Source organism: Leucobacter japonicus (assembly GCF_001273855.1).
Classification (GTDB): domain Bacteria; phylum Actinomycetota; class Actinomycetes; order Actinomycetales; family Microbacteriaceae; genus Leucobacter; species Leucobacter japonicus.
On record NZ_JHBX01000108.1, the window covers coordinates 122,319 to 147,068 of the forward strand.

Annotated in this window: 24 protein-coding genes; 4 read left to right on the plus strand and 20 right to left on the minus strand. The window is 69.2% G+C overall.

The genetic code is table 11. The features are described from left to right. Positions 1-298: 298 nt before the first annotated feature. The 6 genes from resB to AMS67_RS09940 form a co-directional block, all read right to left on the minus strand. Complete coding sequence (gene resB, locus AMS67_RS09915) at positions 299-1,963, minus strand: cytochrome c biogenesis protein ResB (protein WP_053387221.1); 1,665 nt, start codon at positions 1,961-1,963, stop codon at positions 299-301. Next, complete coding sequence (locus AMS67_RS09920; protein WP_370726591.1) at positions 1,947-2,684, minus strand: cytochrome c biogenesis CcdA family protein; 738 nt, start codon at positions 2,682-2,684, stop codon at positions 1,947-1,949. The genes resB and AMS67_RS09920 overlap by 17 nt, the downstream gene beginning before the upstream one ends. Before the next feature lie 9 nt (positions 2,685-2,693). After that, positions 2,694-3,341 carry a TlpA family protein disulfide reductase gene (locus AMS67_RS09925; RefSeq protein ID WP_053352122.1) on the minus strand — a complete coding sequence of 216 codons (648 nt, stop codon included), beginning with the start codon at positions 3,339-3,341 and terminating at the stop codon, positions 2,694-2,696. Beyond that, entirely contained in the window at positions 3,338-3,982 is a 645-nt protein-coding gene (locus AMS67_RS09930; RefSeq protein ID WP_053352121.1) for a histidine phosphatase family protein, read from the minus strand. The genes AMS67_RS09925 and AMS67_RS09930 overlap by 4 nt, the downstream gene beginning before the upstream one ends. An 80-nt stretch (positions 3,983-4,062) precedes the next feature. Next, positions 4,063-5,409: an LLM class flavin-dependent oxidoreductase gene (locus AMS67_RS09935; RefSeq protein WP_053387223.1), complete on the minus strand. Its 1,347-nt coding sequence runs from the start codon at positions 5,407-5,409 to the stop codon at positions 4,063-4,065. 2 nt (positions 5,410-5,411) lie between these two features. Further along, complete coding sequence (locus AMS67_RS09940; protein WP_053387224.1) at positions 5,412-6,488, minus strand: LLM class flavin-dependent oxidoreductase; 1,077 nt, start codon at positions 6,486-6,488, stop codon at positions 5,412-5,414. 190 nt (positions 6,489-6,678) lie between these two features. Between AMS67_RS09940 and aspS the strand changes: the two genes are divergently transcribed. After that, on the plus strand, positions 6,679-8,022 hold the full coding sequence (gene aspS, locus AMS67_RS09945) for an aspartate--tRNA(Asn) ligase (RefSeq protein WP_075201312.1): 1,344 nt from the start codon (positions 6,679-6,681) through the stop codon (positions 8,020-8,022). Between the two features lie 57 nt (positions 8,023-8,079). On the opposite strand, the gene AMS67_RS09950 is transcribed toward aspS, so the two are convergent. The 7 genes from AMS67_RS09950 to AMS67_RS09980 all read right to left on the minus strand — a co-directional run bounded on the left by AMS67_RS09950 (position 8,080) and on the right by AMS67_RS09980 (position 14,169). Continuing rightward, positions 8,080-8,628, minus strand: a complete 549-nt coding sequence (locus AMS67_RS09950) for a hypothetical protein (protein ID WP_053387226.1) — start codon at positions 8,626-8,628, stop codon at positions 8,080-8,082. Then, entirely contained in the window at positions 8,625-9,893 is a 1,269-nt protein-coding gene (locus AMS67_RS17345) for a signal peptidase I (RefSeq protein WP_075201313.1), read from the minus strand. Before AMS67_RS17345 ends, AMS67_RS09950 begins: the two co-directional genes overlap by 4 nt. A gap of 54 nt (positions 9,894-9,947) precedes the next feature. Then, positions 9,948-10,601, minus strand: coding sequence for a SipW-dependent-type signal peptide-containing protein (locus AMS67_RS09960; protein ID WP_053387227.1), 654 nt, complete (start codon positions 10,599-10,601; stop codon positions 9,948-9,950). Positions 10,602-10,607: 6 nt separating this feature from the next. Then, positions 10,608-11,189: a SipW-dependent-type signal peptide-containing protein gene (locus tag AMS67_RS09965; RefSeq protein WP_075201314.1), complete on the minus strand. Its 582-nt coding sequence runs from the start codon at positions 11,187-11,189 to the stop codon at positions 10,608-10,610. Positions 11,190-11,365: 176 nt separating this feature from the next. Further along, complete coding sequence (locus AMS67_RS09970) at positions 11,366-12,364, minus strand: NADP-dependent oxidoreductase (RefSeq protein ID WP_053387228.1); 999 nt, start codon at positions 12,362-12,364, stop codon at positions 11,366-11,368. 51 nt (positions 12,365-12,415) lie between these two features. After that, positions 12,416-13,162, minus strand: coding sequence for a class I SAM-dependent methyltransferase (locus AMS67_RS09975; RefSeq protein WP_241488044.1), 747 nt, complete (start codon positions 13,160-13,162; stop codon positions 12,416-12,418). After that, positions 13,159-14,169: an NAD(P)/FAD-dependent oxidoreductase gene (locus AMS67_RS09980; RefSeq protein WP_053387460.1), complete on the minus strand. Its 1,011-nt coding sequence runs from the start codon at positions 14,167-14,169 to the stop codon at positions 13,159-13,161. The genes AMS67_RS09975 and AMS67_RS09980 overlap by 4 nt, the downstream gene beginning before the upstream one ends. A 66-nt stretch (positions 14,170-14,235) precedes the next feature. Here AMS67_RS09980 and AMS67_RS09985 point away from each other — a divergent pair, with 66 nt between their 5' ends. Beyond that, positions 14,236-14,784 carry a helix-turn-helix domain-containing protein gene (locus AMS67_RS09985; protein ID WP_053352112.1) on the plus strand — a complete coding sequence of 183 codons (549 nt, stop codon included), beginning with the start codon at positions 14,236-14,238 and terminating at the stop codon, positions 14,782-14,784. A 6-nt stretch (positions 14,785-14,790) separates the two neighbouring features. On the opposite strand, the gene AMS67_RS09990 is transcribed toward AMS67_RS09985, so the two are convergent. After that, on the minus strand, positions 14,791-15,786 hold the full coding sequence (locus tag AMS67_RS09990; protein ID WP_053387229.1) for a helix-turn-helix transcriptional regulator: 996 nt from the start codon (positions 15,784-15,786) through the stop codon (positions 14,791-14,793). Positions 15,787-15,885: 99 nt separating this feature from the next. On the opposite strand from AMS67_RS09990, the gene AMS67_RS09995 reads away from it, so the two are divergent. After that, the gene (locus tag AMS67_RS09995; RefSeq protein ID WP_053387230.1) at positions 15,886-16,347 is read left to right on the plus strand and encodes a VOC family protein; all 462 of its coding nucleotides are present in this window, start codon (positions 15,886-15,888) and stop codon (positions 16,345-16,347) included. Positions 16,348-16,552: 205 nt separating this feature from the next. On the opposite strand, the gene AMS67_RS10000 is transcribed toward AMS67_RS09995, so the two are convergent. Beyond that, on the minus strand, positions 16,553-17,074 hold the full coding sequence (locus tag AMS67_RS10000; protein ID WP_053387231.1) for a VOC family protein: 522 nt from the start codon (positions 17,072-17,074) through the stop codon (positions 16,553-16,555). A gap of 71 nt (positions 17,075-17,145) precedes the next feature. Here AMS67_RS10000 and AMS67_RS10005 point away from each other — a divergent pair, with 71 nt between their 5' ends. Continuing rightward, positions 17,146-17,955 (plus strand): helix-turn-helix transcriptional regulator, encoded by an 810-nt coding sequence (locus AMS67_RS10005; RefSeq protein WP_075201315.1) that lies wholly within the window; start codon positions 17,146-17,148, stop codon positions 17,953-17,955. A 198-nt stretch (positions 17,956-18,153) separates the two neighbouring features. Here the strand turns inward: AMS67_RS10005 and AMS67_RS18140 are convergent, their stop codons facing one another. Genes AMS67_RS18140 through AMS67_RS10030 form a run of 5 tightly spaced genes read right to left on the minus strand, consistent with a single transcriptional unit; the run spans position 18,154 to position 24,650 of the window. Continuing rightward, positions 18,154-19,464 (minus strand): alkylhydroperoxidase domain protein, encoded by a 1,311-nt coding sequence (locus AMS67_RS18140; RefSeq protein WP_053387233.1) that lies wholly within the window; start codon positions 19,462-19,464, stop codon positions 18,154-18,156. 17 nt (positions 19,465-19,481) lie between these two features. Then, the gene (locus AMS67_RS10015; RefSeq protein WP_053387234.1) at positions 19,482-21,194 is read right to left on the minus strand and encodes a dipeptide ABC transporter ATP-binding protein; all 1,713 of its coding nucleotides are present in this window, start codon (positions 21,192-21,194) and stop codon (positions 19,482-19,484) included. Beyond that, the gene (locus tag AMS67_RS10020) at positions 21,191-22,051 is read right to left on the minus strand and encodes an ABC transporter permease (protein WP_053387235.1); all 861 of its coding nucleotides are present in this window, start codon (positions 22,049-22,051) and stop codon (positions 21,191-21,193) included. Before AMS67_RS10020 ends, AMS67_RS10015 begins: the two co-directional genes overlap by 4 nt. Further along, entirely contained in the window at positions 22,048-23,010 is a 963-nt protein-coding gene (locus tag AMS67_RS10025; RefSeq protein WP_053352104.1) for an ABC transporter permease, read from the minus strand. The genes AMS67_RS10020 and AMS67_RS10025 overlap by 4 nt, the downstream gene beginning before the upstream one ends. Further along, positions 23,007-24,650 carry a TIGR04028 family ABC transporter substrate-binding protein gene (locus AMS67_RS10030; protein ID WP_053387236.1) on the minus strand — a complete coding sequence of 548 codons (1,644 nt, stop codon included), beginning with the start codon at positions 24,648-24,650 and terminating at the stop codon, positions 23,007-23,009. The genes AMS67_RS10025 and AMS67_RS10030 overlap by 4 nt, the downstream gene beginning before the upstream one ends. Positions 24,651-24,750 lie beyond the last annotated feature (100 nt).

Genomic DNA, 24,750 nt, shown 5'->3' on the forward strand with positions numbered 1-24,750 from the left:
CGCTCTGTGCTCAGTTGCCCCGCTGCCCCATTGCCCCATCACCCCATCACCCCATCACCCCATCACCCCAGATTGCGGAGATTCAGGGAATTGCTGACCGATTCAGCCGAATCGGTCAGCAATCTGGTGAATCTCCGCTGATCGGGGTGGGCGCGTACGGCAGAGTGGCGCGCGGAGTGAGCGCGCGGCAGAGTGGCGCGCGCGGGGTGAGCGCGAACTGGGGTGAGCGGGCGCGCTGGCGCGGGCCCCAGCGGCAGAGCGGCTTCGCGGGGTAATCGGCGCCGGATCACCCGGCCCGTTACAAGCGGTCGCGGTGCCGGTCTCGCAGGTCTTCGACCGCGCGCTCGAGTGCCGGGTCGTCGCCGCGGGCGAGCGCGGCGTACTGCAGCACCACGCCGTCGTCGCTCTGCACGGCCTTCACCCACATGCGTCGGCGCGGCACGAAGAGCGACCACACGAGACCGCCGAGCGCGAGGAGCGCGAAGACGAGCACATACGTCTGCGCCGGGTTGCGCATGACGTCGAAGGAGGCGTAGCGCGGCACGTCGTCGAGCGTGATCGTGCCCATGCCGTTGGGCAGATCGGTCGTCTCGCCCGGGGTGAGCTCGATCGAATCCTTGTCGACGGCACGGCCGGTCAACTGCTGCATGTCGGTCGTGTCGAGCGAATATACCGATCGCGGAATGCCGCCGTCGATGCCCAGGTCGCCCTCGAAGACGTCGAGCGTGAGCACGGGGTTTTCAAGGTCGGGATAGTTCGACGTGTACGCGCCCGTGTCGAGGTCGGCCTTCGTCGGGTAGAAGAACCCGCGCAGACCGATCTGCACGTTCTTGCCGTCGTCTTGCAGCCCGAACGGCACCTTCACGACGCCGAGCGAGAGCATCGTCATATTGTTCTGGGGAATGAACGGCATCGCCTCGCTGTAGACGACCGTGCCCTCGGCATTCTTGATCGTGATGCGCGGGGCGTACCCGTTGGCGATCAGGTAGATCGGCGATCCGTGCACGCGCAGCGGGTGGTTCACGCGGATCGTCTCGGGCGACTCGTCACCGGTCTCGGGATCGATGAGCTGCAGGTTCGCGGTGTAATCGCGCACCTGCCCGATGGCGTGCGTGTTGCCGTCGTCGGGAGTGACGTAGGTCACGTCGAGCGAATCCAGCGTGAGGCCGAACGGGTCGAGGCTCGAGGAGTCGAACCCGCGGCCGGTGTTCACGGTGTCGTAGTCGATGAGCTGGTTCACCATCGTCTCGCCCTCGACGAGCACTTTCTGCCCGTTGAAGGTGAAGACCCCACCGACGCCGACGGCGATCAGCACGCCGAGCAGCGAGATGTGGAAGATCAGGTTGCCCGTCTCGCGCAGGTAGCCGCGCTCGGCCGACACCGAGACGGTCTCGACGCCGCGGCGCGAGGTGCGCTGAATCTCGGCGCGGTACCGCGCCTTCCGCAGCACGCGCGAGGCCTCCTCGATCGCACGCTCGGCGAAGGCGGCGCGATCTTCGGCGCTCGCTTCGGGGTTCGAGACCCGCACCTCGGAGAACCCGGCCATGCGCTGCAACCGGGCCGGCGTCTTGGGCGGGGTGCCCCGCCACGCCTTCCAGTGGTGGAAGATGCGGGGCAGCACGCAGCCGATGAGCGAGATGAAGAGCAGCAGATAGATGGCCGAGAACCAGACCGACCCGTAGACGTCGAACGCCTGAATCGGGAAGGCATCGAGGACCGGGAAGAGCTTCGGGTGATCGGACTGATACTGGATCACGCCGTTGGGGTCGGCGCTGCGCTGAGGCAGCAGTGAACCCGGAATGGCGGCGACGGCCAGCATGAGCAGCAGCACGAGTGCCACGCGCATGCTGGTGAGCTGCCGCCAGAACCAGCGCGCCCAGCCCTTCATGCCCAGTTCGGGCGACTCGATGCGGCCGGCCCCGCCGGCTCCGGTGCCGTCGTCGTAATCAGATGGGCGTGACATAGCCGCCAATCACCGCCTGCAGTGCGTACATCATTTGGCTCCAGAGGCCGGTCACCATGAGGAGACCGATCAGGATCAGCAGCCCGCCGCCGATCAGGTTCACGGCACGGATATGCCGTTTGAAGAATGTCATCGTCTGCGTCAGCCAGGTGAAGCCGAATGCCGCAAGGATGAAGGGCAGGCCCAGGCCGATGCAGTACGCGATCGCGAGCACGACGGATCGGCTCACCGATGCCTGCTGCAGGCTCAGGCCCATGATCACCGCGAGCGTGGGCCCCATGCAGGGGGTCCATCCGATTGCGAAGACCGCGCCGAGCAGGGGCGCTCCGGCGAGACCGAACTTCGGTTTCACGCGCATCTTGCGCGTGGTCTGCATCTTCGTGAACAGACCGATGAACACGAGCCCCATGACGATGATGACCGCGCCCATCACGCGCGTGATGACCGGCTCCCACTGAGTGATGAACACCCCGACGGTGCCGGCAGCCGCCAGGATCGCGACGAAGACCGCCGTGAAGCCGAGCACGAACAGTACGGAGCCGAGCAGCACGCGGCCGCGCGGTGACTTCTCGCCCGGTGCCGAGCCGGCCGTCGAGCCGACGTATGCGAGGTACCCGGGTACGAGCGGCAGCACGCACGGCGAGAGGAACGAGAGCAGCCCGGCCGCGATCGCGATGAGCGAAGCGACGAGCAGCTGCCCGTCGGCGACGATTCCCTGCAGATCCACCGGCTACTGCTCGGTACTACCGGAATCGGCGGCAGCCGCGTCGTCGCCCGATTCGGCGAGGGTCTCGTCGATCAGGGTGCGCAGCTGGGATTCGCCGGCGATCTGCCCGAGTACGCGGTGCGCGACACGCCCCTCGCGATCTAGCACCAGCGTGGTCGGCACGGCGTTCAGCGGGACCTGGCCCGCGAAGGCGCGCTGCACGGAACGGCCGCCCGCATTGTCCATGATCGAGGGGTACTCGATGCCGAATTCGAGCGAGAACTGCTGAGCCTGGGCCACCTGATCGCGCGTGTTCACTCCAACGAACTTCACGCCCTGCGACGAGAACTCGTCGTAGTTGGTGACGAGATCGGGAGCCTCGACGCGGCAGGGCGCGCACCCGGCGTACCAGAAGTTCACGACGGTGACCTCTCCGAGCGTGTCCGCGGAGCCGTAGGTGGCGCCGCTCTCGTCGACCCCCGAGTATTCCACGGCCTCAGCGCGCTCAGACACGGGAATGCTGAGCGTCGAACCGTCGCCCTCGATGTAGCCCTTGCCGCTGCCCTCGCGGTACTGGGATGCGAGGTCGCTGCCCTCAGTGCTGCACCCGACGAGGGTGAACGCGACGGCGGCGGTCAGTGCGAGTGCGGTTGCGGTGCGTCGCAGGCTCATACGGCTCCTACATCTACGGCGTCGTCGAGCAGGCCGGCGGCGGGGGTGCGGTACTCCACTTCGAACCAGCGCTCGCCGCGCCGTTCGAAGGTGGTGATGCTCGACAGGTCGCACCGTCGCGACGCGGGATTGTGGAAGAGCGGCTTGCCCGCGATATCGAGGTGGGCCATCCAGATCGGCGACTGGTGCGACACCATCACGATGTCGCCGTCGCGGGTCGAATCCCATGCCGCATCCATCGCTTCGCGCACGCGCGCGGCGACCTGGCGGTAGGGCTCGCCCCAGCTCGGGCGGAACGGGTTCCAGAACCGGTGCCAATAGCGCGGCTGCTTGAACGCAGCGTCGGGGCCCGAGTTCACGAGGCCCTCGAACGCGTTGGTGGGCTCGATGATGCGGTCTTCGGTCGCGATCTCGAGGCTGAGCGCGCTCGCGATGGGGCGCGCCGACTGCTGTGCTCGTTCGAGCGGCGAGGCGTACAGCTTCGACACCTTGCGGTCGCTGCCGGCGAGTTCGAGCGCGGCCGCTTCGGCCATCTGGTGCCCGCGTTCAGACAGGCGGAAGCCCGGAATGCGTCCGTAGAGCACCCGGTCGGGGTTATGGACCTCGCCATGGCGCACCAAATGCAGCAGTTTGTCGCTCACGGGTCCATTCTACGTTCGCCGTATCTGGGAGTTCGGGGCGGCGGATCACCGGGCGCTCGGGCACCCCGAACTCCGACGAGTCAGGGCAGTTCGGGATCGAGTCCGAGGTGCTCGCGCAACGAGGCGCCCGCGTATTCGCTCGGGTAGACGCCGCGGCTCTGCAGTTCGGGCACGAGTCGGTTCACGATGTCGTCGAGACCGGTCGGGCTGAGGTAGGGCGTGATGTTGAAGCCCGCCACGACGCGTCGCTCGGCGTAGCGCTGCAGGTGGTCGGCGACGGTCTGCGCACTGCCGACGAATCCCGTGAGGTCGTTGCCGCGCGCGGCGTGCTCGATCACGAAGTCGCGGATGCTGAGGCCCCGGTCGGCTGACTCTGCGCGCCACTCGTCGGCCAATTGCTTGGCCTTCGCGTTCTGGAAAGCGCTGCCGCGGGTCACGCTGGAGGTCTGCTGCACGGGATCGATATCGGGCAGGGGGCCGTCGGGGTCGTAGGCGCTGAGGTCGGTGCCCCAGAACTGTTCGAGGTACGCGAGCGCCGTCTGTTCGGTGACCTGGGCTCGCCGAATCTCGTGCAGCTTCTCGTGCGCCTCCGCATCGCTGTCGCCGATCACGATCGTGACGCCGGGGAAGGGCAGCACCGAGCCCGAGCGACGCCCGCGAGCGACCGCGCGACGATCGATGTCTGCGCCGAACTCGACCGCTCGCTCGTACTGCGTCGCGCCGGTGAAGACGAGGTCGGCGTGCTTCGCGGCGAAATCACGGCCCTCCGAGGAGTCGCCCGCCTGAATGAGCACCGGTCGCCCGCCGGGCACGAGCGGCAGAGCTCGTTCCACGTCGAGGTCGAAGAACTCGTTGCGCACCTGAAGCGGCAGGCCCCCCTCGGTCTCTGCCGCGCGCCAGATCGCTTTCACCGCCGTGACGAACGCGTCGGCGTTGCGATAGCGGTCGGCATCGGCGACGAACCCGCCGCGCCTGAAGTTCTCGCCCGTCCAGGCGTTGTGGGTCGTCACGATGTTCCACGCGGCGCGACCCCCGCTGAGGTGACTCAGGCTCGCGAGTCGATAGGCGAGGTCGGCGGGGTCGTTGAAGGTGGTGCTCTGCGTGGCGGCGAGGCCGATGCGCGAGGTCACCGCGGCGAGCGCGGCGAGCTGCGTCTGCGCGTCGGGGCGGCCGACGACGTCGAGATCGTGCAGGTGACCGAGGTGCTCGCGCAGGCGCAGCCCCTCCCCCAGGAAGAACGCGGCGAACACCCCGCGCTCGGCGGTCTGCACGACGCGGCGGAACGATTCGAACGCGACGTGATCCCCCGATTCGGGCCAGTGCCAGATCGTCGAGAAGTTCACACCCTGGAAGAAGACGCCGAACTGAATCTGCCCGGGTGTCGCGGCTTCGTGGGGTGCCGCGGCGGTGTCGTGTGTGATGGTCATGCTCAGTGGTTCCCCTCGTTCGCGAAGGCGTTCAGTGCCGCGGGGAGGCCGAAGACCTCGCGGGCGGTGGCGTGGAGCGGGAGCTGCGGCACGCCGACCCCGGCCGCGATCAGCGCGGGCACGACCCGGTGCTGCACCTCATCGAGCTCGTCGTTGAAGACCGCCGGAACGAGCCGCACGCCGTCGACGTGCGCGGCGAGCGCAACGAGGCGCTGTACGAGTTCGTCGGCCGTGCCGACGAAACGCTCGGTGGGGCCTGCCGCCCACGGGAGTGCGGTGTCGAGTCGGGCGAGGCGATCCCGCGCCGATTCACCCCGGGTGTCGAGCACGATCTCGAGGTCGACGATCACCCGCGCGGCGCCGTGAGCCCGGGCGGTCGCGGCGTCGGCGGCCACCGAGTCGCCGCCGGGAATGAGGATCGCATCAGCATCGACCCCGGTGGAGGATGCGAGCGGTGCGAGTACCGGGAGCTGCCCCTGCGGGGGTCGCGGCGTGATCGCGGGGCCCTTCACCGAGAATGAGCGGCCCGTGAAGTCGGCGTAGTGCAGCTTGTCGCGGTCGATGTAGCGTCCGGTCGGAAAGTCTGTGATGACCGCATCGGCTTCCCAGGTGTCCCAGATGACGCGCACCGCGGCGACCACGTCGACGAGCTCGGCCGCGAGTTCGTCTTCGGCGAGCGCGTCACGGCCGAATTGCCGCGCAGCACGCTGCGAGTTCTCGCCCGAGACCAGCCAGCCGCCGCGGCCGCCCGCCGCGTAATCGAGGCTCGCGAGCTGGGTCGCGGTGTGAAACGGCTCGACGTAGGTGACCGGGATTTCCGGGATCAGCGCGATCCGCGACGAGCGCGGCCCGGTGAAGGCGGCGAGCTGCACGGGGTCGAGTCGGGCAGCGGCTCCGGTCGGCGGCAGGTGCGCGCCGGCGAGCGTGGCGAAGGCGAGGCCCGCCGTTTCGGCGCGGCCGATCGCGTCGGGCACCCGCGTGGCGTCGTCCCGCGCTGCGACGGCGGGACTTCGGTCTCCGGCTGCCGGGTGAGACCCCCGACCGTCGATATGGATGCCGACGATGAACGGTTGCCCCACTGCGGTCCTCCTGCGCTCGATGCTCGGTGCGCGCGGTCGCGCGTCACATGCCCCATCACATTACTGATCTTTATGGGTGGCATTCACGAATGTTGCGCACCTTGACGCGAGCGAGGATCACCAAGCGCCTCCGGGCGAACGCGAAACCGCGGGTGCAGGTGCGCGAGGGCGCGACGGCTAGACTGTCGGGGTGACTGAGCGTGTATTGATCAAGGATCTGGCCGCCCGCGAAGACGGCACCGTCCGCGTTTCGGGGTGGGTCGAGAAGGTGCGCGACCAGCGGTACGTGCAGTTCGTCGTGCTTCGCGACGAGACCGGCGCCGTGCAGCTGGTGAATGGCGGCGTGCTGCGCGAGCCCGACCCCGAGAATCCGCGCTCCGACATTCTGGTGCCGCGCACCACCACCATCTCCGAGCTGACGCAGGGCACCTTCGTCACGGTCGTGGGTCAGCTCGAGCACAACGAGCGCGTGAAGCTCGGCGGCGTCGAGATCCAGATCGATGAGATCGAGGTCGTCGCCGCGTCGCTCCCCGACAACCCCGTCGCCGGCGATTCGGGCATCGACGTGCGCCTCGACTGGCGCTTCCTCGACCTGCGCCGCCCCGAGCAGAACCTCGTGTTCCGCGTGCAGACCGCGTTCTTGCACGCGCTGCGCCAGGTCTGGGTCGACCGCGGCTTCATCGAGATCCAGACCCCGAAGCTCATGGCCAGCGCCTCTGAGTCGCGCGCCGAACTCTTCGAGGTCGAGTACTTCGAGGGCAAGGCGTTCCTCGCCCAGAGCCCGCAGTTCTTCAAGCAGATGGCTCAGGCGGCCGGCTTCGGCGGCATCTTCGAGGTCGGCCCGGCGTTCCGCGCCGACCCCTCGTTCACCTCGCGTCACGCGACCGAGTTCACCTCGGTCGACACCGAGCTGAGCTGGATCGATTCGCACGAAGACGTCATGGAGCTCCACGAGGAGCTCATCGTCGCCGGTCTGACCGCGGTCAAGGAGAAGCACGGCGAAGAGATCCAGAAGCTCTTCGGCATCGAGGTCGAGGTGCCGTCGCGCCCGTTCCCGCGCATCCCGCTGGCCGAGGCCAAAGAGATCGTCAAGGCCGAGGGCTACGAGGTGCCGCGCGCCGACGCCGACATGGACCCGGAGGGCGAGCGCCGCATCGCCGCGCACGTGCAGAAGAAGTACGGTCACGACTTCGTCTTCCTCACCGACTACGACGCGTCGATTCGCCCGTTCTACCACATGCGCAACGCCGAGAACCCGCAGCTCACGCAGAGCTACGACCTCATCTACCGCGGCACCGAGATCTCGACGGGCGCTCAGCGCGAGCACCGCATCGACGTGCTCGAGGCGCAGGCCGTCGAAAAGGGCATGGACCCGGCAGAGCTCGGCTTCTACCTCGACTTCTTCCGCTACGGTGTGCCGCCCCACGGTGGCTTCGGCATGGGTCTCAACCGCGTGCTGATGCTGCTGCTCAAGCAGCAGTCGATCCGCGAGGTCACGTACCTGTTCCGCGGCCCGAACCGTCTGCTGCCGTAATCGCGCAGCACCGGTGCACGGCGCCCCTCCGCTTCGGCGGGCGGGCGCCGTTCGCGTTTACGGGCTCGGGGCGGTGCCCATGGTGCAGGTGGGGTTGATGCCAGCAAGCCCCATCGAGGCGTTCGCGGTGAGCCAACTCGACGTCCAGCCGCCCGGCCCTTTGAAGCGGATCCCGAAGATGATGCTGCCGCCGAGTAGTCCGCTGAGCAGCCCCGAGCTGACGACGGTCGTGTAGGCGGAGGTCGTGCCCGACGTCGCTACGTTGCCCAAGAGCGCCCCCACCACCGGGATGAGCACGCCCCCCGAGACGTAGCCGTACTCGACGTTCGTGAGGTCGTACCCAGTGACGCCCGCGGGCGTGCGCCACGAGATCGTGATCTTCGGGTCGAGCCCGAGGGCACCCGGCACCAGCACGCAGTTGGCCGTGCTCACGGGCGCGGGGACGGTCAGCGCGGTGAACGTCCCCGATGCGACCTCGGGGTCGCTCCAGGTCGCCTCGGTCGCTTGCGGTTTCGGGGCGAGTACGAGCGCCCCGAGGGCGAGCGCAACGACCCCCGCGGCGATGCGGGTGCGCATCGACCGGTGCCGGATCCCCTCGCCGCTCACGAGCCATCCGCCGATCGGCGTCGGCGCATGAACGCCGCAACTCCCGCGACCCCGAGCCCGGCGGCGACCCCGCCGACGCCGAGCAACCACATCGGCGACGCTTCCGCACCGGTGACCGGAATGGTGCCGATGGGGCCGGGCGACGTGGAGACGACGTCGCTTCCGCCTGACGCCCGCATCGTCAGCGCGACGGCACCGCGAGCGGCTCTCGGAATCGACGCCGTCACGAGGTACCACTGCTCTTCGGCGCTCTCGAGTTCGGCGACGGGTACCGCGGGCGATGCGACCTCGACCCGACCATCGCCACCGACCGGGGTTTCGACCCCGGAGCAGGCGTCGCCGTTCCACCGCACGCTGCAGCCGCGCACGTTCAGCTCCAGCCCGAGCTCCTGAGACCCCGCAGATTCGAGCGACACCTGCACCGCGCCGGGGTCGAGCGAATCGACCCGCACACCGATCTGCCACAGCACCGGAACCCCGGGTCGCATCGAGGCCATTTCATCGGCATCACCGATGGAGGTCAGGGTGATGTGCGCGCCGCGCGTCACGACCGGTGCGGGTGAGGGGTCGGCGGCCGACTCGGCATGCGCCGGCACCGTCGGCGCGAATGCGAGGGCGCCAGCGACCAGCACCGCACCGATGACGGGGGCTGCCGCTGCGCTCACGCGATCCGGCACCCGCGACGGGGATGGTTCGGTGTCCGCGACGAGCGGCTCGGGCTCGCCGTGACGCGGCGCTCCGCCACGATCACCACGACTGCGGTTCGCACGCTTCGACTCGCGGGGCCAGAATGCCCAGGTCACCAGCACCGACGCGCCCACCGTCAGCCCGCCGAGTACCCACGGGTTCGCGAACCAGACGACGACGTGCGCCAGATACGGCACCGAGGCGATCACTCGTCGCACCTCGGTCACGGTGTACGGCGACGGATCCTCCGCCTCGTTCGCGTCACCCTTCATGGTGATCGTGCGCCCGTCACCGGCCCCTTCGACCGAAGTGACACGGTGCGTCACCGGCAGCATGCCGGGACGATCGACCGTGAGAACGTCGCCGACCTCGATCTCGCTCGCGGGAATTTCGCGCACGACGGCCAGCGAACCGGCCGGAATCGTCGGCGACATCGACCCGGTCTTGAACATGATCAGCGTCACGTGGAAGAAGGTCGCGAGGAGCACCAGCACGATGCAGACGAGCCCCGCGAACGCCGCGATGTTCAGCAGCATGCTGCCGATCACTCCCCCTGCGGTGCGCTTCGTGCCGGTCATCTCCCCCTCCTTCACCTGCTCGTCCCCTGTACTGCCCCGGCCACTCCGTTGCAACTACGAGGTCGACGTGGCGGTGATCGTCCACGCGAGCGTTGCGTTGAGCCCCTGTGCGGCGTTGGCGGTGCCCGCGGGCAGCGTGACCGCGATGCAATATGCAGCGGCATTCGCTCCACCCGCCGACAGCGCCTGAGTCGTGGCCGTCGGCGGTGCGGTGGTCAGCGCACTCCCGGCCGCGACGAGGTTGCCGGTGCCGAACGTCGTGGCGTTGCAGGCCGTACCCGCCGCCGCATCAATCGTGCTCACCCCGTAGCGCAGGTACGTGCCGAGCCCGCTGCCCGTCACCGTCGGCGCGGCCATGAGTGCCGTGCCGCCCACGTTTGTCGCGGTCGTCGTCTTCACCGTGTACTTGGCGTACGTTGTGACGCCGGGCGACATGCCGGTCGGCGTGGCCACGAACGTCAGTGCGGCTGCGGTTGCTCCTGTTGCATGCTCGGAGAAGTTTGTGCCATCAGTGGACCCGATGATGCCGAACGTACTCGCGGTGAACGTGGCCTGTGCGTACTCGCTGTCTGTCCAGGCGGCGAGGGTCAGCGTGCTGCCCACCCCGAGCACGAGCGCTCCGGCGAGGAGCGCCCGTACCCGAGTGAACCAGTTCGCGGATGCCCTCCGCCGACCCCGAACTCGCGTTCGCTGGTTTCGGCGGAACACGATGACCTACAAGACAGCGCCGGAGGTGGCGTTGAACGTCCAGGTGAACGATCCGGTCGCGGCGGGCGCCAACGTCGGGCCCGCGGTGACCTGGAAGCACAGGTAGGTCGGCGTCGTCACCGCGGCGAGCGAGAACGATGCGCCGTTCGAGTTCGTGCCCGCGGCGTAGGTGGTCGCGTTGCACGTCGCGCTCGTCGTGTAGACGTACGAGGCCGTCGTGCCCACGATTGCGCTCGAATTGTCTTGCACCACCGCGACCGTTGCCGCGTTCGTCGAGCCCGTCTTCAGCTGCACCGCGAACGGCGCGTAGACGACGCTGCCCGGAGCGAGCTTGTCGGCGCCGACCTGGAAACTCAGCGTCGCCGGGGTACCCGACGTCGGGTGATCCGCCCAGGTCGTACCGTTCGTCGATCCTTCGATACCGAACTGGCCACTGGCGAAGATGCCGCGGGCCCATTCATTGTCGGTCCAAGCCGCCAGCGTGATCGCCGCCCCGACTCCGAGTACCAGACCGCCCGCGAGAATGGCACGAACTTTCGTCCAACCTCTGCGCGGCTTTGTCGACGCTTCCACGTGTTCAACAGACATCTGCACTACCCCCTTGTATGCGCGCCGCCATCCTTCCTATGTCGGCACTATGTTCAGAGCGTACTGCGAAGGCATGAAATAGAAAAGGGCTTGCCAAAATTCGGAGAATCGTCTGAAATGACGCTCCGCACTTCGGCAAGCCCGATCGGTGCGACGGCGCAGGGTGCGCCGTCCGGTTACTCCCTGAGAGCGTCGGTGACGAGCACGAGCTTGCCCGTGGTGCGGTCGGTCTCGCCGGCCGCGTGCGCCCGCGCCGCTTCCACGAGCGGGTAGGTCTCAGCGATCGTCGCGCGCAGCGCCCCCGATCGCACGAGTTCCGCGATGCGTTCGAGATCGTGGTGCGACGAGTCGACGAGCATCCGCGTCGCGCGAACCCCGAGTCGCTCGGCCTCGGTGAAGAATGCACCGGAGCCCGCCGGCAGCGTCGACACGACGATGCCCCCGGGGCGCAGCACCCGCAGCGAACGCAATGACGTGTCGCCCCCGATGGTGTCGAGCACCGCATCGACGTCTGAAGCCACCTCATCGAACTCCTGGGTGCGATAGTCGATCACCTCATCCGCACCGAGACTCCGCAAGAACTCGTGCTTGGCCGCACTCGCCGTGCCGATGACGTGCGCGCCGGCAGCCTTCGCGATCTGCACTGCGACATGACCGACCCCACCTGCGGCGGCGTGCACGAGCACACGCTGCCCCGCTTCGAGGTGCGCGTAGTCGTGCAGCGCCTGCCAGGCGGTCAGTGAGACGAGCGGCAACGCCCCAGCCTGCACGTGGTCGATCTCGACAGGCTTGTGCGCGAGCACCCGCGCGGGCACCGCGATCACCTCCGCGTGCGTGCCATGCCCGAACGGGTACGACACCATGCCGAACACTTCGTCGCCGACGGCGAAGCGCGCGACGCCGATCCCGGTCGCGATCACCACGCCCGACACGTCCCAGCCGAGCACGAAGGGCGGGTCGCCCAGAAAGCCGCCAGTGCGGCGATGCTTCCAGTCGGTCGGATTCACACCGGCCGCGTGCACGCGCACCAGCACCTCGTTCGGACGGGCCACCGGCACTGCGACCCGCTCCGGGGTGAGCACGTCGGGATCACCGAGCGCCGCCTGCGTGATCGCGATCATGGTGGGGTGCTCAGCTGTGGCTGCGTGTCGGGACTGCGTCGATTCAGAGGCCATGCCTCAACGATCGCGCAGACCCGGCCGCGAGGCAACGGGGGCGCGGTCGGTTCACCGACGGCGTACCGAGACGACCGAATCCAGAAAGTTCGACGGAGTGCCATCGGGCGCGCGACCTTCGCGCTCGCGCACCTCCGCGACCTCGATCTCCCAGTCGCTCAGATCGAGCGACAGCGCCGCGAGATCCTGTTCGGGGGTCGGGAAGTCGCCGCCGTGCCCCGGTGCCCAGTCGGGGGCCGCGGCGTGCGCGATGATCACCACCCGGCCACCGGGAACCACGCTGCGCGCCGCCGCCCGCAAGATGCGCTCGCGCGGCAGCTCCACCGGCGACTGGAAGAAGCTCGCAGTCACCAGGTCGTACCCCTCGCGATCGCGCGCGTCATCGAGACCATCGATGCGTGCGGGATCATCAGCCCACTCCCCGAGGTCCGCGGCGATGAATCGCGCAGCATCGAGGCCACGCTCGCGCGCAGCGGCCCGAGCTCGCGCCACCGCGTGCTCCGAGAGGTCGATGCCGGTCGCGTTCCATCCGTGCTCGGCGAGCCACAGCACGTCACCGCCCTCGCCACATCCGAGGTCGAGCGATCGACCCGCGCTCCAATCGGCGGCCAACTCACCCAGGGCGTGATTCACGTGCCCCGACCAGATACGATCGTCGCCGCCGTAGCGCTGCTGCCAGAACTCGACGGGGTCGGTCGGGGCGTCGATGTCGGCGCCAGGTACCCCGTGCGCTCCCGCACCCGGCGCATGATGCCGGTGGCCGTGCTGGTGATCCGGCGCGGACTGCTGCGGCGTCACTGCGCGATCTCCGCTGCGGCGAGCGCGAAATCTTCGTCGACCAGAATCGCGTTGACAGCGGCGCCGGCCATCACTCCGGCTGCCATCGACGCCGGTACCGTGGCCATCGGGTTCGTCACGTTGCCGGCCGCCCAGATGCGCGGGTGGCTGGTGCGCTGCATCATGTCGACCTCCAAGAAAGACCCGACGATCGTGTCGGTGCGTGCGAGGTCGAGGTGCGCGACGAGGCCGTCGTGGGGGCGCAAGGTGCCCGCAGTAAACGCTGCGTCGAGCGGGTACTCGCGGCCGTCGGCGGTGCGCACCGCCGTGAGCTGCGGGCCGTCGCCGATCGCCTCGACGACCGGCTCAGCGACGAGCTGCACGCCGCGACTGCGCAGCGCGCGCTCCGTCTCGGCGTCGAGCACGCTCGCACCCGATTCGTCGACGAGCCCGGCGGTGAAGACGGTGACGTCGTCGCTCCACTGGCGGATCAGCTTGGCCTGGTGCAGGCCCATCGGCGAGGTGGTGATGACCGCCAGGCGCTGCCCGCGCACCTCCCAACCGTGGCAGTACGGGCAGTGCAGCACCGACGTGCCCCAGCGCTCGGCGAGACCCGGGATCGCGGGCAGCTCGTCGGTGACGCCGGTCGCGAGCACGATGCCGCGGGCGCGCACCGTCTCGCCGCCGTCGAGCTCGAGTTCGAGCAGGGCGCCGGGGGTGGCGGGGTCTGCGGCCGCTGCTGCGGCGCTTCCGGCTCCCGGGGCGTCGATGTTGCGCACCGCATGCACCGTGGCCTCGCGGAACTCTACGCCGTAGGCCTCGGCCTCGGCTCGGCCGCGGGCGACGAGCTCGCGCGGCGGCGTGCCGTCGAGCCCGAGCACGTTGTGCATCTGGTGGGCGAAGCGGTTGCGGGGTTGAGCGGCGTCGATCACCAGGGTGCGTCGCAGGGAGCGGCCGAGGGCCTGGGCTGAGCTGAGGCCGGCGGCGCTGCCGCCGATGACGATGGCGTCGTAGAGTTCGTGGGTCATGCTGACAGTGTGCGGGGCGATGTGCGATACTTGCAATCTCGTTTGCGGAAATGGCAAGGTATGAGCATGGATGAACTGGAACGCCTCGGCCCGCGACTGCGCTCCGCGCGGCAGGATCGCGGCTGGACGCTCGACGAGCTCGCCGATCGCGCGGGCATGTCGGCGAGCACCCTGTCGCGCCTCGAATCGGGCAAACGGCAGGCCAGCCTCGAGCTGCTTCTGCCGCTGACCCGGCAACTCGGCATCCGCGTCGACGACCTGCTCGACGCGCCCACCCGAGACCCGCGCGTGCACCGTGCCGCGCTGCGCCGGGAGGGCCTCACGATCGCTCCACTCACTCGCGAGGCCTCCGACGTGCGCGCGTTCAAGATCACGTACCACCCCGATGCGCCCGAGCGGGAGCTGCAGGTGCATGAGGGGCACGATTGGCTCTTCGTGCTCTCAGGCAAACTGCGCCTCACCCTCGACGACCGCGAGCACGTGCTCGGTCGGGGCGAGGCCGCCGAGTTCGACACGTCGGTGCCGCATCGCCTGCGCGCCGACGGCGGCAAGCCCTGTGAAGTCATCAGCATTTTCAACGCGGCCGGCGAGCGCCTGCACCTGCACGGCGCGTAGGGGCGGCTACCGCTCTGGCGCAGCCGCCGCCGCGAAGCGCTGAGCGAGGGCCGCGCAAGCCTCGGCGAGCTGCGGTGGGCCGACCACACGCATGGGCGCGTCGAACCGGCCGAATGCGGCGGCGAGCGAGCCCCACGACCACGAGCCGAGTTCGAGCCGGCATGATCCCGCATCGATTTCCGTGACCACCCCGTCGCCGACGAACGGCAGCACGTCGCGCGCCGCCCGTTCGAGCACGACAGCGCCGCGGCATGGCCAGGTCCCCGAGGCCGAACCGTGGAATCGCGCGGCGAGAAACTCGGCGACGCTGGCAGCCGGAAGCTGACGCGGGTGAAACTCGGGGCCCGTATGCGCACTCGGCGAGACGCGGTCGACGCGGAAGATACGCCAGTCATCGCGCGCGAGGTCCCAGGCGACGAGGTACCAGCGGCCGTCTGAGGTTGCGAGGTGATGGGGTTCGACCCGGCGGGGTTCAGGATCGGCCGCTGCGTGTTCCCCGGAATCGCCGCCCGCACGGCGCTCGGCGTAGGCGAAGCGCAACACGACCCGATCGTGGATCGCGCGCGCGATCGCCGTGAGCGCGTCAGCTGAGACATCGCCCGCGGGCGCCGCCCCGGTTCGCACGATCGCGGTCACGTCGAAGGCATCCAGGCGATGCCTGAGCTTCGACGGCATCACCTGGCGAATTGTGCCGAGCGCACGCAACGCCGCCTCCTCGAGCCCCGTGCCGAGCGCCGGGCTCGACTGCAGAGCGACCGCGACCGCGACGGTTTGGTCCTCGTCGAAGAGCAGGGGCGGCAGCTCGCTTCCCGCGTCCAGACGGTAGCCGCCGTCGCGGCCCGCGGTCGCTTGGATGCGATACCCCATCTCGCGCAAGCGATCGATGTCGCGCCGGATCGTGCGCGGGTCGACCTCAAGCCGCGCCGCCAGCGCCGGCCCCGGCCAGTCGCGGCGGGCCTGCAACAGCGAGAGCAGCTCGAGGAGTCGGGTGGTCGACGTCATGCGATCCAGAATAAATTCTTTTGCGGACAGAACCTGACCTAGTGGGTTGCGATCCTGGATCTCTCGCGGCAGATCGCCCGATGAATCAAAGGAGCAGAGATGACCATCCAGACCACCACCCACCTGAACTTCACCGGCGATGCACGCGCGGCGCTCGAGCACTACCACAGCGTGTTCGGTGGGCACATCGAGCTCAAGACCTACGCCGATTTCGGCATGCCCGCGGAGGCACCCGGCTCCGACCGCGTGGTGTTCGGGCTCGTGGCAAGCGCCGACGGATTCCGCATCATGGGGTACGACGTGCCGGGTTCCGGAGACGGCACGGGTGCGATCGCGGGCGGCGGATCGACCCGCCGCGAATCCGGCACCACGTGGACCGATCAGGCGGTCTTCGTCTCCCTCACCGCAGCATCGCTCGACGAACTGCACGGCTACTGGGACGGCCTGTCGGCGGGCGCGCAGATCGTCGAGCCGTTTGCGGCGTCGGCGTGGAGCGCCGGGTTCGGCATGCTCACGGATCGCTTCGGCGTCACCTGGAGCCTCAGCGTGCTGGCGGCGTAGACCTGCGGCGCTGCGGCGCTGCATCAGCCCTGCGGCGCTGCCCGTAGCCCCGCGCCGCAGCTCACCCTGCGAATCGGGGTCATTATGTGTCGTGTTCAGGCGCGAAATCAGCGTTTCGACAGCAATTTTTGACCCCGATTCGCCGAGGGGCGCGGAACCGGGGCGCAGGCCCGGGGCGCGGGGCCGTCCGAGGGCGGCCGCGGCTTCAGCCTGCGAAGGATTCAGCCCACTTGCGCACGCGGGCGGCGCTCTCCTCTTCTGAGAGATCTTCGATGCGCGTGAGCACCGACCAGCGCACCCCGAACGGATCGCGGATGCTCGCGAAGCGGTCGCCCGACACGAAGTCGGTCGCGGGTTCGCGCACAGTTGCTCCGACCGCAACGGCCCGCGCGACCGTGTCGTCGACGTCGGGCACGTAGATGCCCATCGAGTAGCAATCGTCTTCGCCCTCGGGGCCGGCGACCAGGTGGTAGTCGGGCATCGGCTCACCGAGCTGCAGGTGGCCGTTGCCGAAGTCGAGTTCGGCGTGCGCGACGACACCGCCGAACTCGGTAACGTCGACCACGCGCGCGCCGAAGATGTCACGGTAGAACTCGATGGCGCCGGCGGCGTTCGGGATGGCCAGGAACGGCGTCAGGCTGGTCGAGCCGTGCGGGCGGCCGTTCGTGGTGTGGGTGCCGGTCGCCGCGCGCAAGGGGGTCGGGTTCGAGGAAGATTCAGCATTCATGGCTTCATCGTAAGATCAAACTCGTGGCGCCGTCTTGCAGATTTGCGCCAGGTTGGGTGAGCGGGGAGCGCATGGATCAGGATCGACGCGGCGTACTGTTCCCCGCACGTTTGCCCGAGTTTCATCGGCTGGCCGCTGCCCCCGAGGTCGCGCACGCGGTGCGGTGGATCTGGATCCCCGAGTGGCAGCTCCCCGAGGGCGCGGCATCGCGGCAAGAGGTGCTGCCGTTTCCGGCGTGCAACCTCGTGGTCGAGGGCGACGGCATCGAACTCGTCGGGCCGTCGACCCGCCGATCGGAGCGCGTACTCACGGGCAGCGGCTGGGCGGTTGGCGCGCTGCTGCTGCCCGCCGCGGCACTCGCGTTGACCTCGGGCGCACCCGCCGAACTCCGCGATGCGGCGCAACCGCTCGCCGACGTCGAGTTGCACCGCGCGATCGACGCGGCGATGACCGACACGCATACGTCGGGCGATGCGCGGCGCGCGCAGGCGGCTCGGCAGCTGTCGGGGTGGATCGCAGAGCGCGTGCCGAAACCTCACCCCGACAGCGATGCGGCGCTCGCAAACGCGCTCGGGGCTCTGCTCGAACTCCCCGAGATCACCCGAGTCGACCAGCTCGCCGAGCGTCTGCACGCGTCGACGCGCACACTGCAGCGCCTTGCCGACCGCGCATTCGGCATCTCGCTCCACGCGATGATTCGACGCCGGCGGCTGCAAGAGGCTGCGGCGACGCTGCGGGATCGCCCCGACCTCAGCATCGCCGCGCTCTCAGCACAGCTCGGCTACACCGACCAGGCCCACTTCTCGACCGACTTCAAGTCGGTGCTGGGGGTCACCCCGACGGCGTTCCGCGCATCGGCGGCGTCTCCCCCGCTGACGTAGCCGACCCCGCCGACCGAGCCAACCTCACCCGCCGAAGCGACCCCACCCAACCTTCCCGGATCGGGGTAACTTTGGGCCGGTGTGTGGGCCGTTTTCACGGCGCGCACTGGTCGAAAGTTACCCCGATCCGACAAGGAGGGAGGGGTGGGGCAGCGGCATACGCGCAGCGGCGGCAGGCGCGTAGCCGACCCCGCCCGCCTAGACCGTGGGCTCGCCGATCGACAGCATGAGGCGGTTCGCCCAGTTGAAGAACGCGCCGGCCTGAATCGCGTCGAGCAGTTCGAGCTCGTCGAGCCCCGCGGTGCGCAGCGCGGCAAGCTCGGCCGCACCGAAGCGCGGCGGGGTCGCCGTGAGCGCCACCGTCGCGTCCACGATGGCGTCGATGCGCGGGTTGACGCGCGCGCTCACGCCCTCGTCGAGAAGGCGCTGCACCTCGGCGCGATCCGCCCCCTGCTCGGTCGCGAAGCGCGAGTGCACCGACGCGCAGAATACGCAGCCGTTGTAGCGCGACGCGGCTGCGGCGGCGAGCTCGCGCTCCGCACGCGGCAGGCCGGCGTCGGTGTTGTAAAAGATGTCGAGGTCGGTGAGCGTGCGTTCGCGCAGTGCGTCGGGGTCGCGCGCCAGCAGGCGGAAGTACGGCATGTGCACGCGGTCGCGCTGCACGAGCGCCTCGTAGTGGTGCTCGGTGAATTCGGCGACGGGCAGCGGCTCGATCCAGGGCTTCCAGCCGAGCGAATCCTGAGTGAAGCGCGGCGGCTCGTCGACCTTCGGGGCGGCGGGCAGGGTCTCGGACGCGGGGATGGGAGCGGCAGAAGCCGACGCACCGGCGCGTGCTCGAGCGGCGGCCGCGACATCGGCAGCGAGCTCGGCGAGCGACGCACCGGCTGCCGCCGCACCCCCGAGGCTCTCGCGCAGTTCGCGCAGGCCGTGCGCGACGCGCAGCTGGAACGCGAGGAACGAGACGAGCTGCGACAGGGTCACGATGCCGGTGGAGCTCCACCCGGCGTCGAGCAGGCGACCCAGGCGCTCGCGGTCGGCGTCGCGCGGGTGCAGCACGAGCATGTGCGCGTGCTCGAGCGCGGCCGACAGGCGGTCGCCGAGCGCGTAGGCGGCTTCCACCGACGCGACCGTGTACTCGGGCCCGGCAACGCTCTCGGGTGCGTTCTCGGCACGGAACGCGCCGTACGGCCCCTGGCCGGCGGCCCGCTCGGCCTCGGCGACGATCAACGGCTCGAGGCCCGCACCGCCACCCGTCTCGCGCAGCAGCGCACCGTAGAACTCGACCGCCTCGGCTTCCTCGTGCAGGCGTGCGACGAAGAGTGCCACCGCGGCGCGCTCGGGCAGCGACACCTGCGACGCGTCGGTCGGCACCAAGATCGCTTCGAAACTGCCCTGGGCGTGATCGCGCGATTCGGGGCGACGACTGCGCGCCTGATCGAGCAGATCGCCGGGGGCGATGCCGGTGAGGGCCGCGATGAGGTCGGAGGTTCCGGTCGCGTGGCGGGTCATGGGTGGTGCTCCTTCGGTCAGATCTCCCAGTGCCCGGACGACAGCGATGCGCCGGGAATCGCCTCGAGCAGGCGCTGGGTGTAGGGGTGCTGGGCGTTCGTGAACACGTCTTCGGTGCGGCCGTGCTCGACCTGCTGGCCGCGCTGCAGCACGGTCACCGTGTCTGAGATCTGGCGCACCACGGCGAGGTCGTGCGAGATGAAGACGTAGGTGAGCCCGAGATCGTGCTGCAAGCGTGCGAGCAGGCGCAGGATCTGGGCCTGCACGGTCACGTCGAGCGCCGAGACCGCCTCGTCGAGCACGACCAGCTCGGGCTCGACGATCAACGCGCGGGCGATGGCGACGCGCTGCCGCTGCCCGCCTGAGAGTTCTCGGGGTCGGCGAGCGGCGAATTCGGACGGCAACGAGACGACCTCGAGCGCGTTCGCAACGCGTTCCGCACGGTCGGCTCGGGTGCCGATGCGGAAGTTCTTCAGGGGCTCGGCGAGGGTCTGCCCGATGCTCAGTCGAGGATCGAGGGAGCCGTACGGGTTCTGGTAGACCATCTGCGTGGTGCGCCGGAACCCGCGCAGCGCCGACCCCCGCAGCTGCGTCACCTCGGCATCTCCGACGCGTACACTGCCCGAGGTGGGCACCGAGAAGCCGGCGATCGCGCGGCCCGTCGTCGTCTTGCCCGACCCCGACTCGCCCACGAGCGCGTGCGTGGTGCCGCGCGCCACCGTGAACGAGAGGTCGTCGACGGCGACGAACGCGTCGTCGCCGCGACCGAACTCCTGACGCAGCGACGTGACGGTGACGAGCGGGCCGGCGACTCCCGTCGATCCGGCGCCCTCGCTCGCGTTCGGCTCGGCACCGGCAGCGGCAGCGGCAGCTCCGGCATCGAGCGGCACGACGACCCGCTCGCGCTCCACGAACGTGCCGAATGACGGTGCGTCGGCCATGAGCTGCTTCGTGTACTCCGAAGACGGCTGGGCGAGCACCTGGGCGGCAGGACCCGACTCCTGCACCTCGCCCCCGCGCATCACCACCACGCTGTCGGCGCGATCCGCCGCCACCGCCAGGTCGTGCGTGATGAACAGCACGCCCGTGCCGGTCTCTTCGCGCAACCGATCGATCAGGTCGAGCACGGTGCGCTGCACGGTCACGTCGAGCGCGGAGGTCGGCTCGTCGGCGATGATCAGCTCGGGGTCGTTCGCGAGGGCCGCGGCGATGAGCACGCGCTGGCGCATACCGCCCGAGAACTCGTGCGGGTACTGCTTCGCGCGGCGAATCGGGTCGTCGATGCCGACCTGCTCGAGCAGGGCGTGCACGCGATCCTGCACCTCGGCCCGGCTCGGTCGACCGTGGATGCGCAGCGACTCGCTGATGCTCTTGCCGATGGGCTGCACCGGGTTCAACGAGTTGCCGGGGTCTTGGGGAATCAGCCCGATGCACCGACCGCGCAGGTCGCGCCACCGGCGTTCGGGCAGGCCGACCAGCTCGGTCGTGCCGAGGCGGCGCTCGTTCAGCGTAACGCTTCCGGCCGTGATGCTGCCGTTCGACGCGAGCAGGCCGATGACCGACTGGGCGACGGTGGTCTTGCCCGATCCCGACTCGCCCACGACGGCCGTGACCTCGCCCGCGCGCACGTCGAAGCTGACGCCGCGCACGGCCTCGACGGAGCCCTGCTTGGTGCGGTATTGCACCGCGAGGTCGCGGATGCTGAGGAGCGGCGCAGTCTCGGCGCTCATGCGTTGCCTCCCTCGCTGATGGCGCGGCTGAGTCGGTTGCTCGCGATGACGACGAGCACGACGACGAGACCGGGCAGCGTCGTAAGCCACCAGGAGGTGGCGATGTAGTTGCGCCCTTCAGAGATGAGCAGGCCCCACTCGGGGGTGGGCGGCGGTGCGCCGTAGCCGAGGAAGCCGAGGGTCGAGATCTGCAGAATCGCGGAGCCGAGCTGCAGCGCCGCGAGCGCGATCACGGCCGTGACCGAGTTCGGCAGGATGTGGCGCCACAGCACTCCGAAGAACGTGCCGCCCGAGCCGTACGCCGCCTCGACGAACTCGCTCGCGCGCACGCTCACGACCTGCGAGCGCGACAATCGTGCGAACACCGCAACCGACGTGACACCGACGGCGATCGCCGCGTTCGCCGTGCCGAACCCGAGCAAGATCACGACGCTGAGCGAGAGCAGCAGGGTCGGGATCGCCAGCAGCACATCGACGAATCGCATCAGGGCCTCATCGACCCAGCCGCCCACCGCGCCGGCAGAGACGCCGATCAGCGACCCGAAGACGAGGCCGACGAGCACCGCGATGAGGGCTGCCGTGATCGACTGCGATGCGCCGTAGACGACGCGCGCGTAGAGGTCGCGGCCCGTCGCGTCGGTGCCGAACCAGTGCTCGGCGCTCGGCGCCTGCAGCGACAGACCGACGCTTTCGTTCGGGCTCACCGAGGTGAACAGGCCGGGCGCGACCGCCCAGGCGAGCGCGATGAGCAGCACGATCGCCGGCACGAGCACGCCGGGGCGCAGCAGCGATTTCCAGGCGAACGGGCGCTTGCCGCCCGGCACCGCACGAGCGGCCGAGACGTCGATGGCGGTCATGCCGTCACTCCTGCCGACTTGCGGGCCGTACGCTGCCGCAGCCGCGCATCGAGCACGGGGTACAGCAGGTCGACCACGAGGTTGATGGTGACGTAGACGACGGTCGCGATCACCACGACGGCGAGCAGCACCGGGGTATCGCGATTCGCGACGGCCTGCGCGGTGAGCGCGCCGATGCCGACGCGACCGAACACCGCCTCGGTCACGATGGCGCCGCCGACGAGCTCGCCGAACAGCAGGCCCGCCATAGTGAGGGCGGGCAGCAGCGCGTTCGGGGCGACGTTGCGCCACAGCAGCCACGAGGTGCTCGCACCCCGTGCGCGCACCACCTGCACGAAGGGCTGCTCGCTCACCTCGTCGATGCTGCGCAGCAGCACCTGAGCGAGGGGCGCCGCGATCGGGAACGCCAGGGTGATTGCGGGCAGGATCAGCGACTGCAGTTCGGTCGCACCGATCGTGGGCACGAGGCCGAGCTGAAACGAGAAGATCTGGATGAGCACGATGCCGATCCAGAACACCGGCAGCGAGACGAAGAGCGGCGGCAGGTTGCGGAAGATGCGGCGCAGCCAGGTGCCCGCGCCGTAGCTCGCGGTGAACGCGATGACGACGGCGAGGAAGACGGCGAGCACCAGCGCGACGACCGCGAGGGTCAGCGTCGAAGGCAGTGCCTCGGCGAGCAGCGTCGAGACGGCTGCGCCGCTCTGCACCGAGTACCCGAGATCGCCGCGCAGGAACGCGCCGACGGAGTCGAAGAACCGCACGAAGAACGGTCGATCGACCCCGTAGCTGGCGCGGATCTCGGCGAGCTGCTCAGGTGAGAGCCCCAGGTCGGGGTTGCCGAACCGCGCCATGACCGCGTCGCCCGGAAGCGCCGCGAGCAGAATGTACGCGGCGGTGTACGCGAGCGCGAGGACCAGGATCGCCTGGCCCACGCGCCGCAGCAGCGCCGCTCCCGTCACTTCGTGAGCTGCACGTCGTAGAACGAGGGCCGACCGATGGACTCGGTGCTGAAGCCCTGCACGGACGAGAGCAGGCCGAAGACCTGGGGCTCCTCGAAGAGGGGCAGCACGTACGCCTGCTCGGCCAGACGCTGCTGCGCCTTCGCGGAGGCGGCGGCGCGCTCATCGGAGGTCGGCACCGAGGCGATCTCGGCCAGATCGGCGTCGAGCTCGGGGTCGGCGATGGTGCCGGTCGCGGTGTCGAGGTTGAGCAGCGCGTTGCGGTTCGTCGAGAACAGCTGCGACTTCAAAACGTCGTAGTCGGCGCGGCCGACCATGGAGTGGTACACCTGGATCTCATCGGCGCTGAGGCGCGCCTCATCTTGCGCAGCCTGGTCGCCCGGGAAGAGCTTGACCTCGACGCCGAGCTTCGCGAGCTGCTCCTGAATGAGGGTGACAACGTCCTTCGAGCGCGGCTGCGGCAGCGCCTCGTTGAAGGTGATCGAGAGTCGCTCGCCGTCCTTCTCGCGGATCCCGTCCGATCCCGGCTTCCAGCCGGCCTCGTCGAGCAGCTTCTCGGCCTGCTCCGGATCGTAGTCGTAGAACTTCGACGTGTCGGTGTAGCCCAGCGCCGACTTCGCAAGGATGCCGGTGGCCAGCGGGTAGTTCTCGGTGAAGAGCGTGTCGACGATCGCCTGACGGTCGATGCCCGCGATGATCGCCTGGCGCACCTTGATGTCGTTCAGCGGTGCGTGCGAGAAGCGGAAGCTCAAGCTGTTGTTCACACCGTTCGTCGCGGCGTGCACGAGCTGCAGGTTGTCTCCGGCGAACTGCGCCTCGTCGGGCGCCGGAATCTGGCGCGCGACCTGGGCCTGGCCCGAGGTCACGGTGCCGACGCGCACGCTCGACTCGGCGGCGACGATGAAGTTCACGCCGTCGAGGTGCGCGCGGCCCTGGTGCTCGCGGGATTCGGGGGCCCAGTCGTAGTCATCGCGGACCGTGAGGTCGGTCTCCTTGCCGATCTGCTCGTCGGAGATGACGAACGGGCCGCTGCCGATGATGTCGGTCGCGTTGCCGGGGCCGAACTCCTCGTTCGTGCGATCGAGCGTGGCGTTGGCGAGCAGGCCCGAGTTGATCGTGGAGGTCGCCTGCGCGAAACCGGGTGACGGCGCCGAGAAGACGAACTTCACGGTGTGGTCGTCGACGACCTCGCCGTGGTCGTAGTTGTTGATCGCCTCAGAGATCGAGAGCGCCCGGTCGGTGTCGCCCTTGCCGTAGAGATCGAAGTTCTTGACCACGTTCTCGGCGTCGAGCGAGGTGCCGTCCGAGTAGGTCACGTCGTCGCGGAGCGTGAAGGTGTACTCCGTCGCATCGGCGTTGACCTCGGGCAGCGCGGTCGCGATCCACGGCTCGAGCTCGAGGGTCTCGGGGTTCTGCCAAAGCAGGCGATCCGTCACCTGATTGATGATGCCGCCGTTCGGGTAGAAGCCCGCGGCCGGCGGGTACAGGGTGTTCCAGGTCTGCGGCTCGAGGTAGCTCAGCGTGCCACCCTCTTGCGCCTCGCCCGATCCGCTCCCGGAGCCACCGCTCGCGGAGCATCCGGTCAGCGCAATCGCGGCAACAGCGAGGCCGGCGATCCAGGCGATCCGACGCTTGTTCATGAGGCTCCTTTGAGATCCTGGCCGGCCGAGGGTCGGCGGCCATCACGAATGACAATGCCACTTATCTTATGATTCTTATAACTAGAGACGAAGCCGAGTG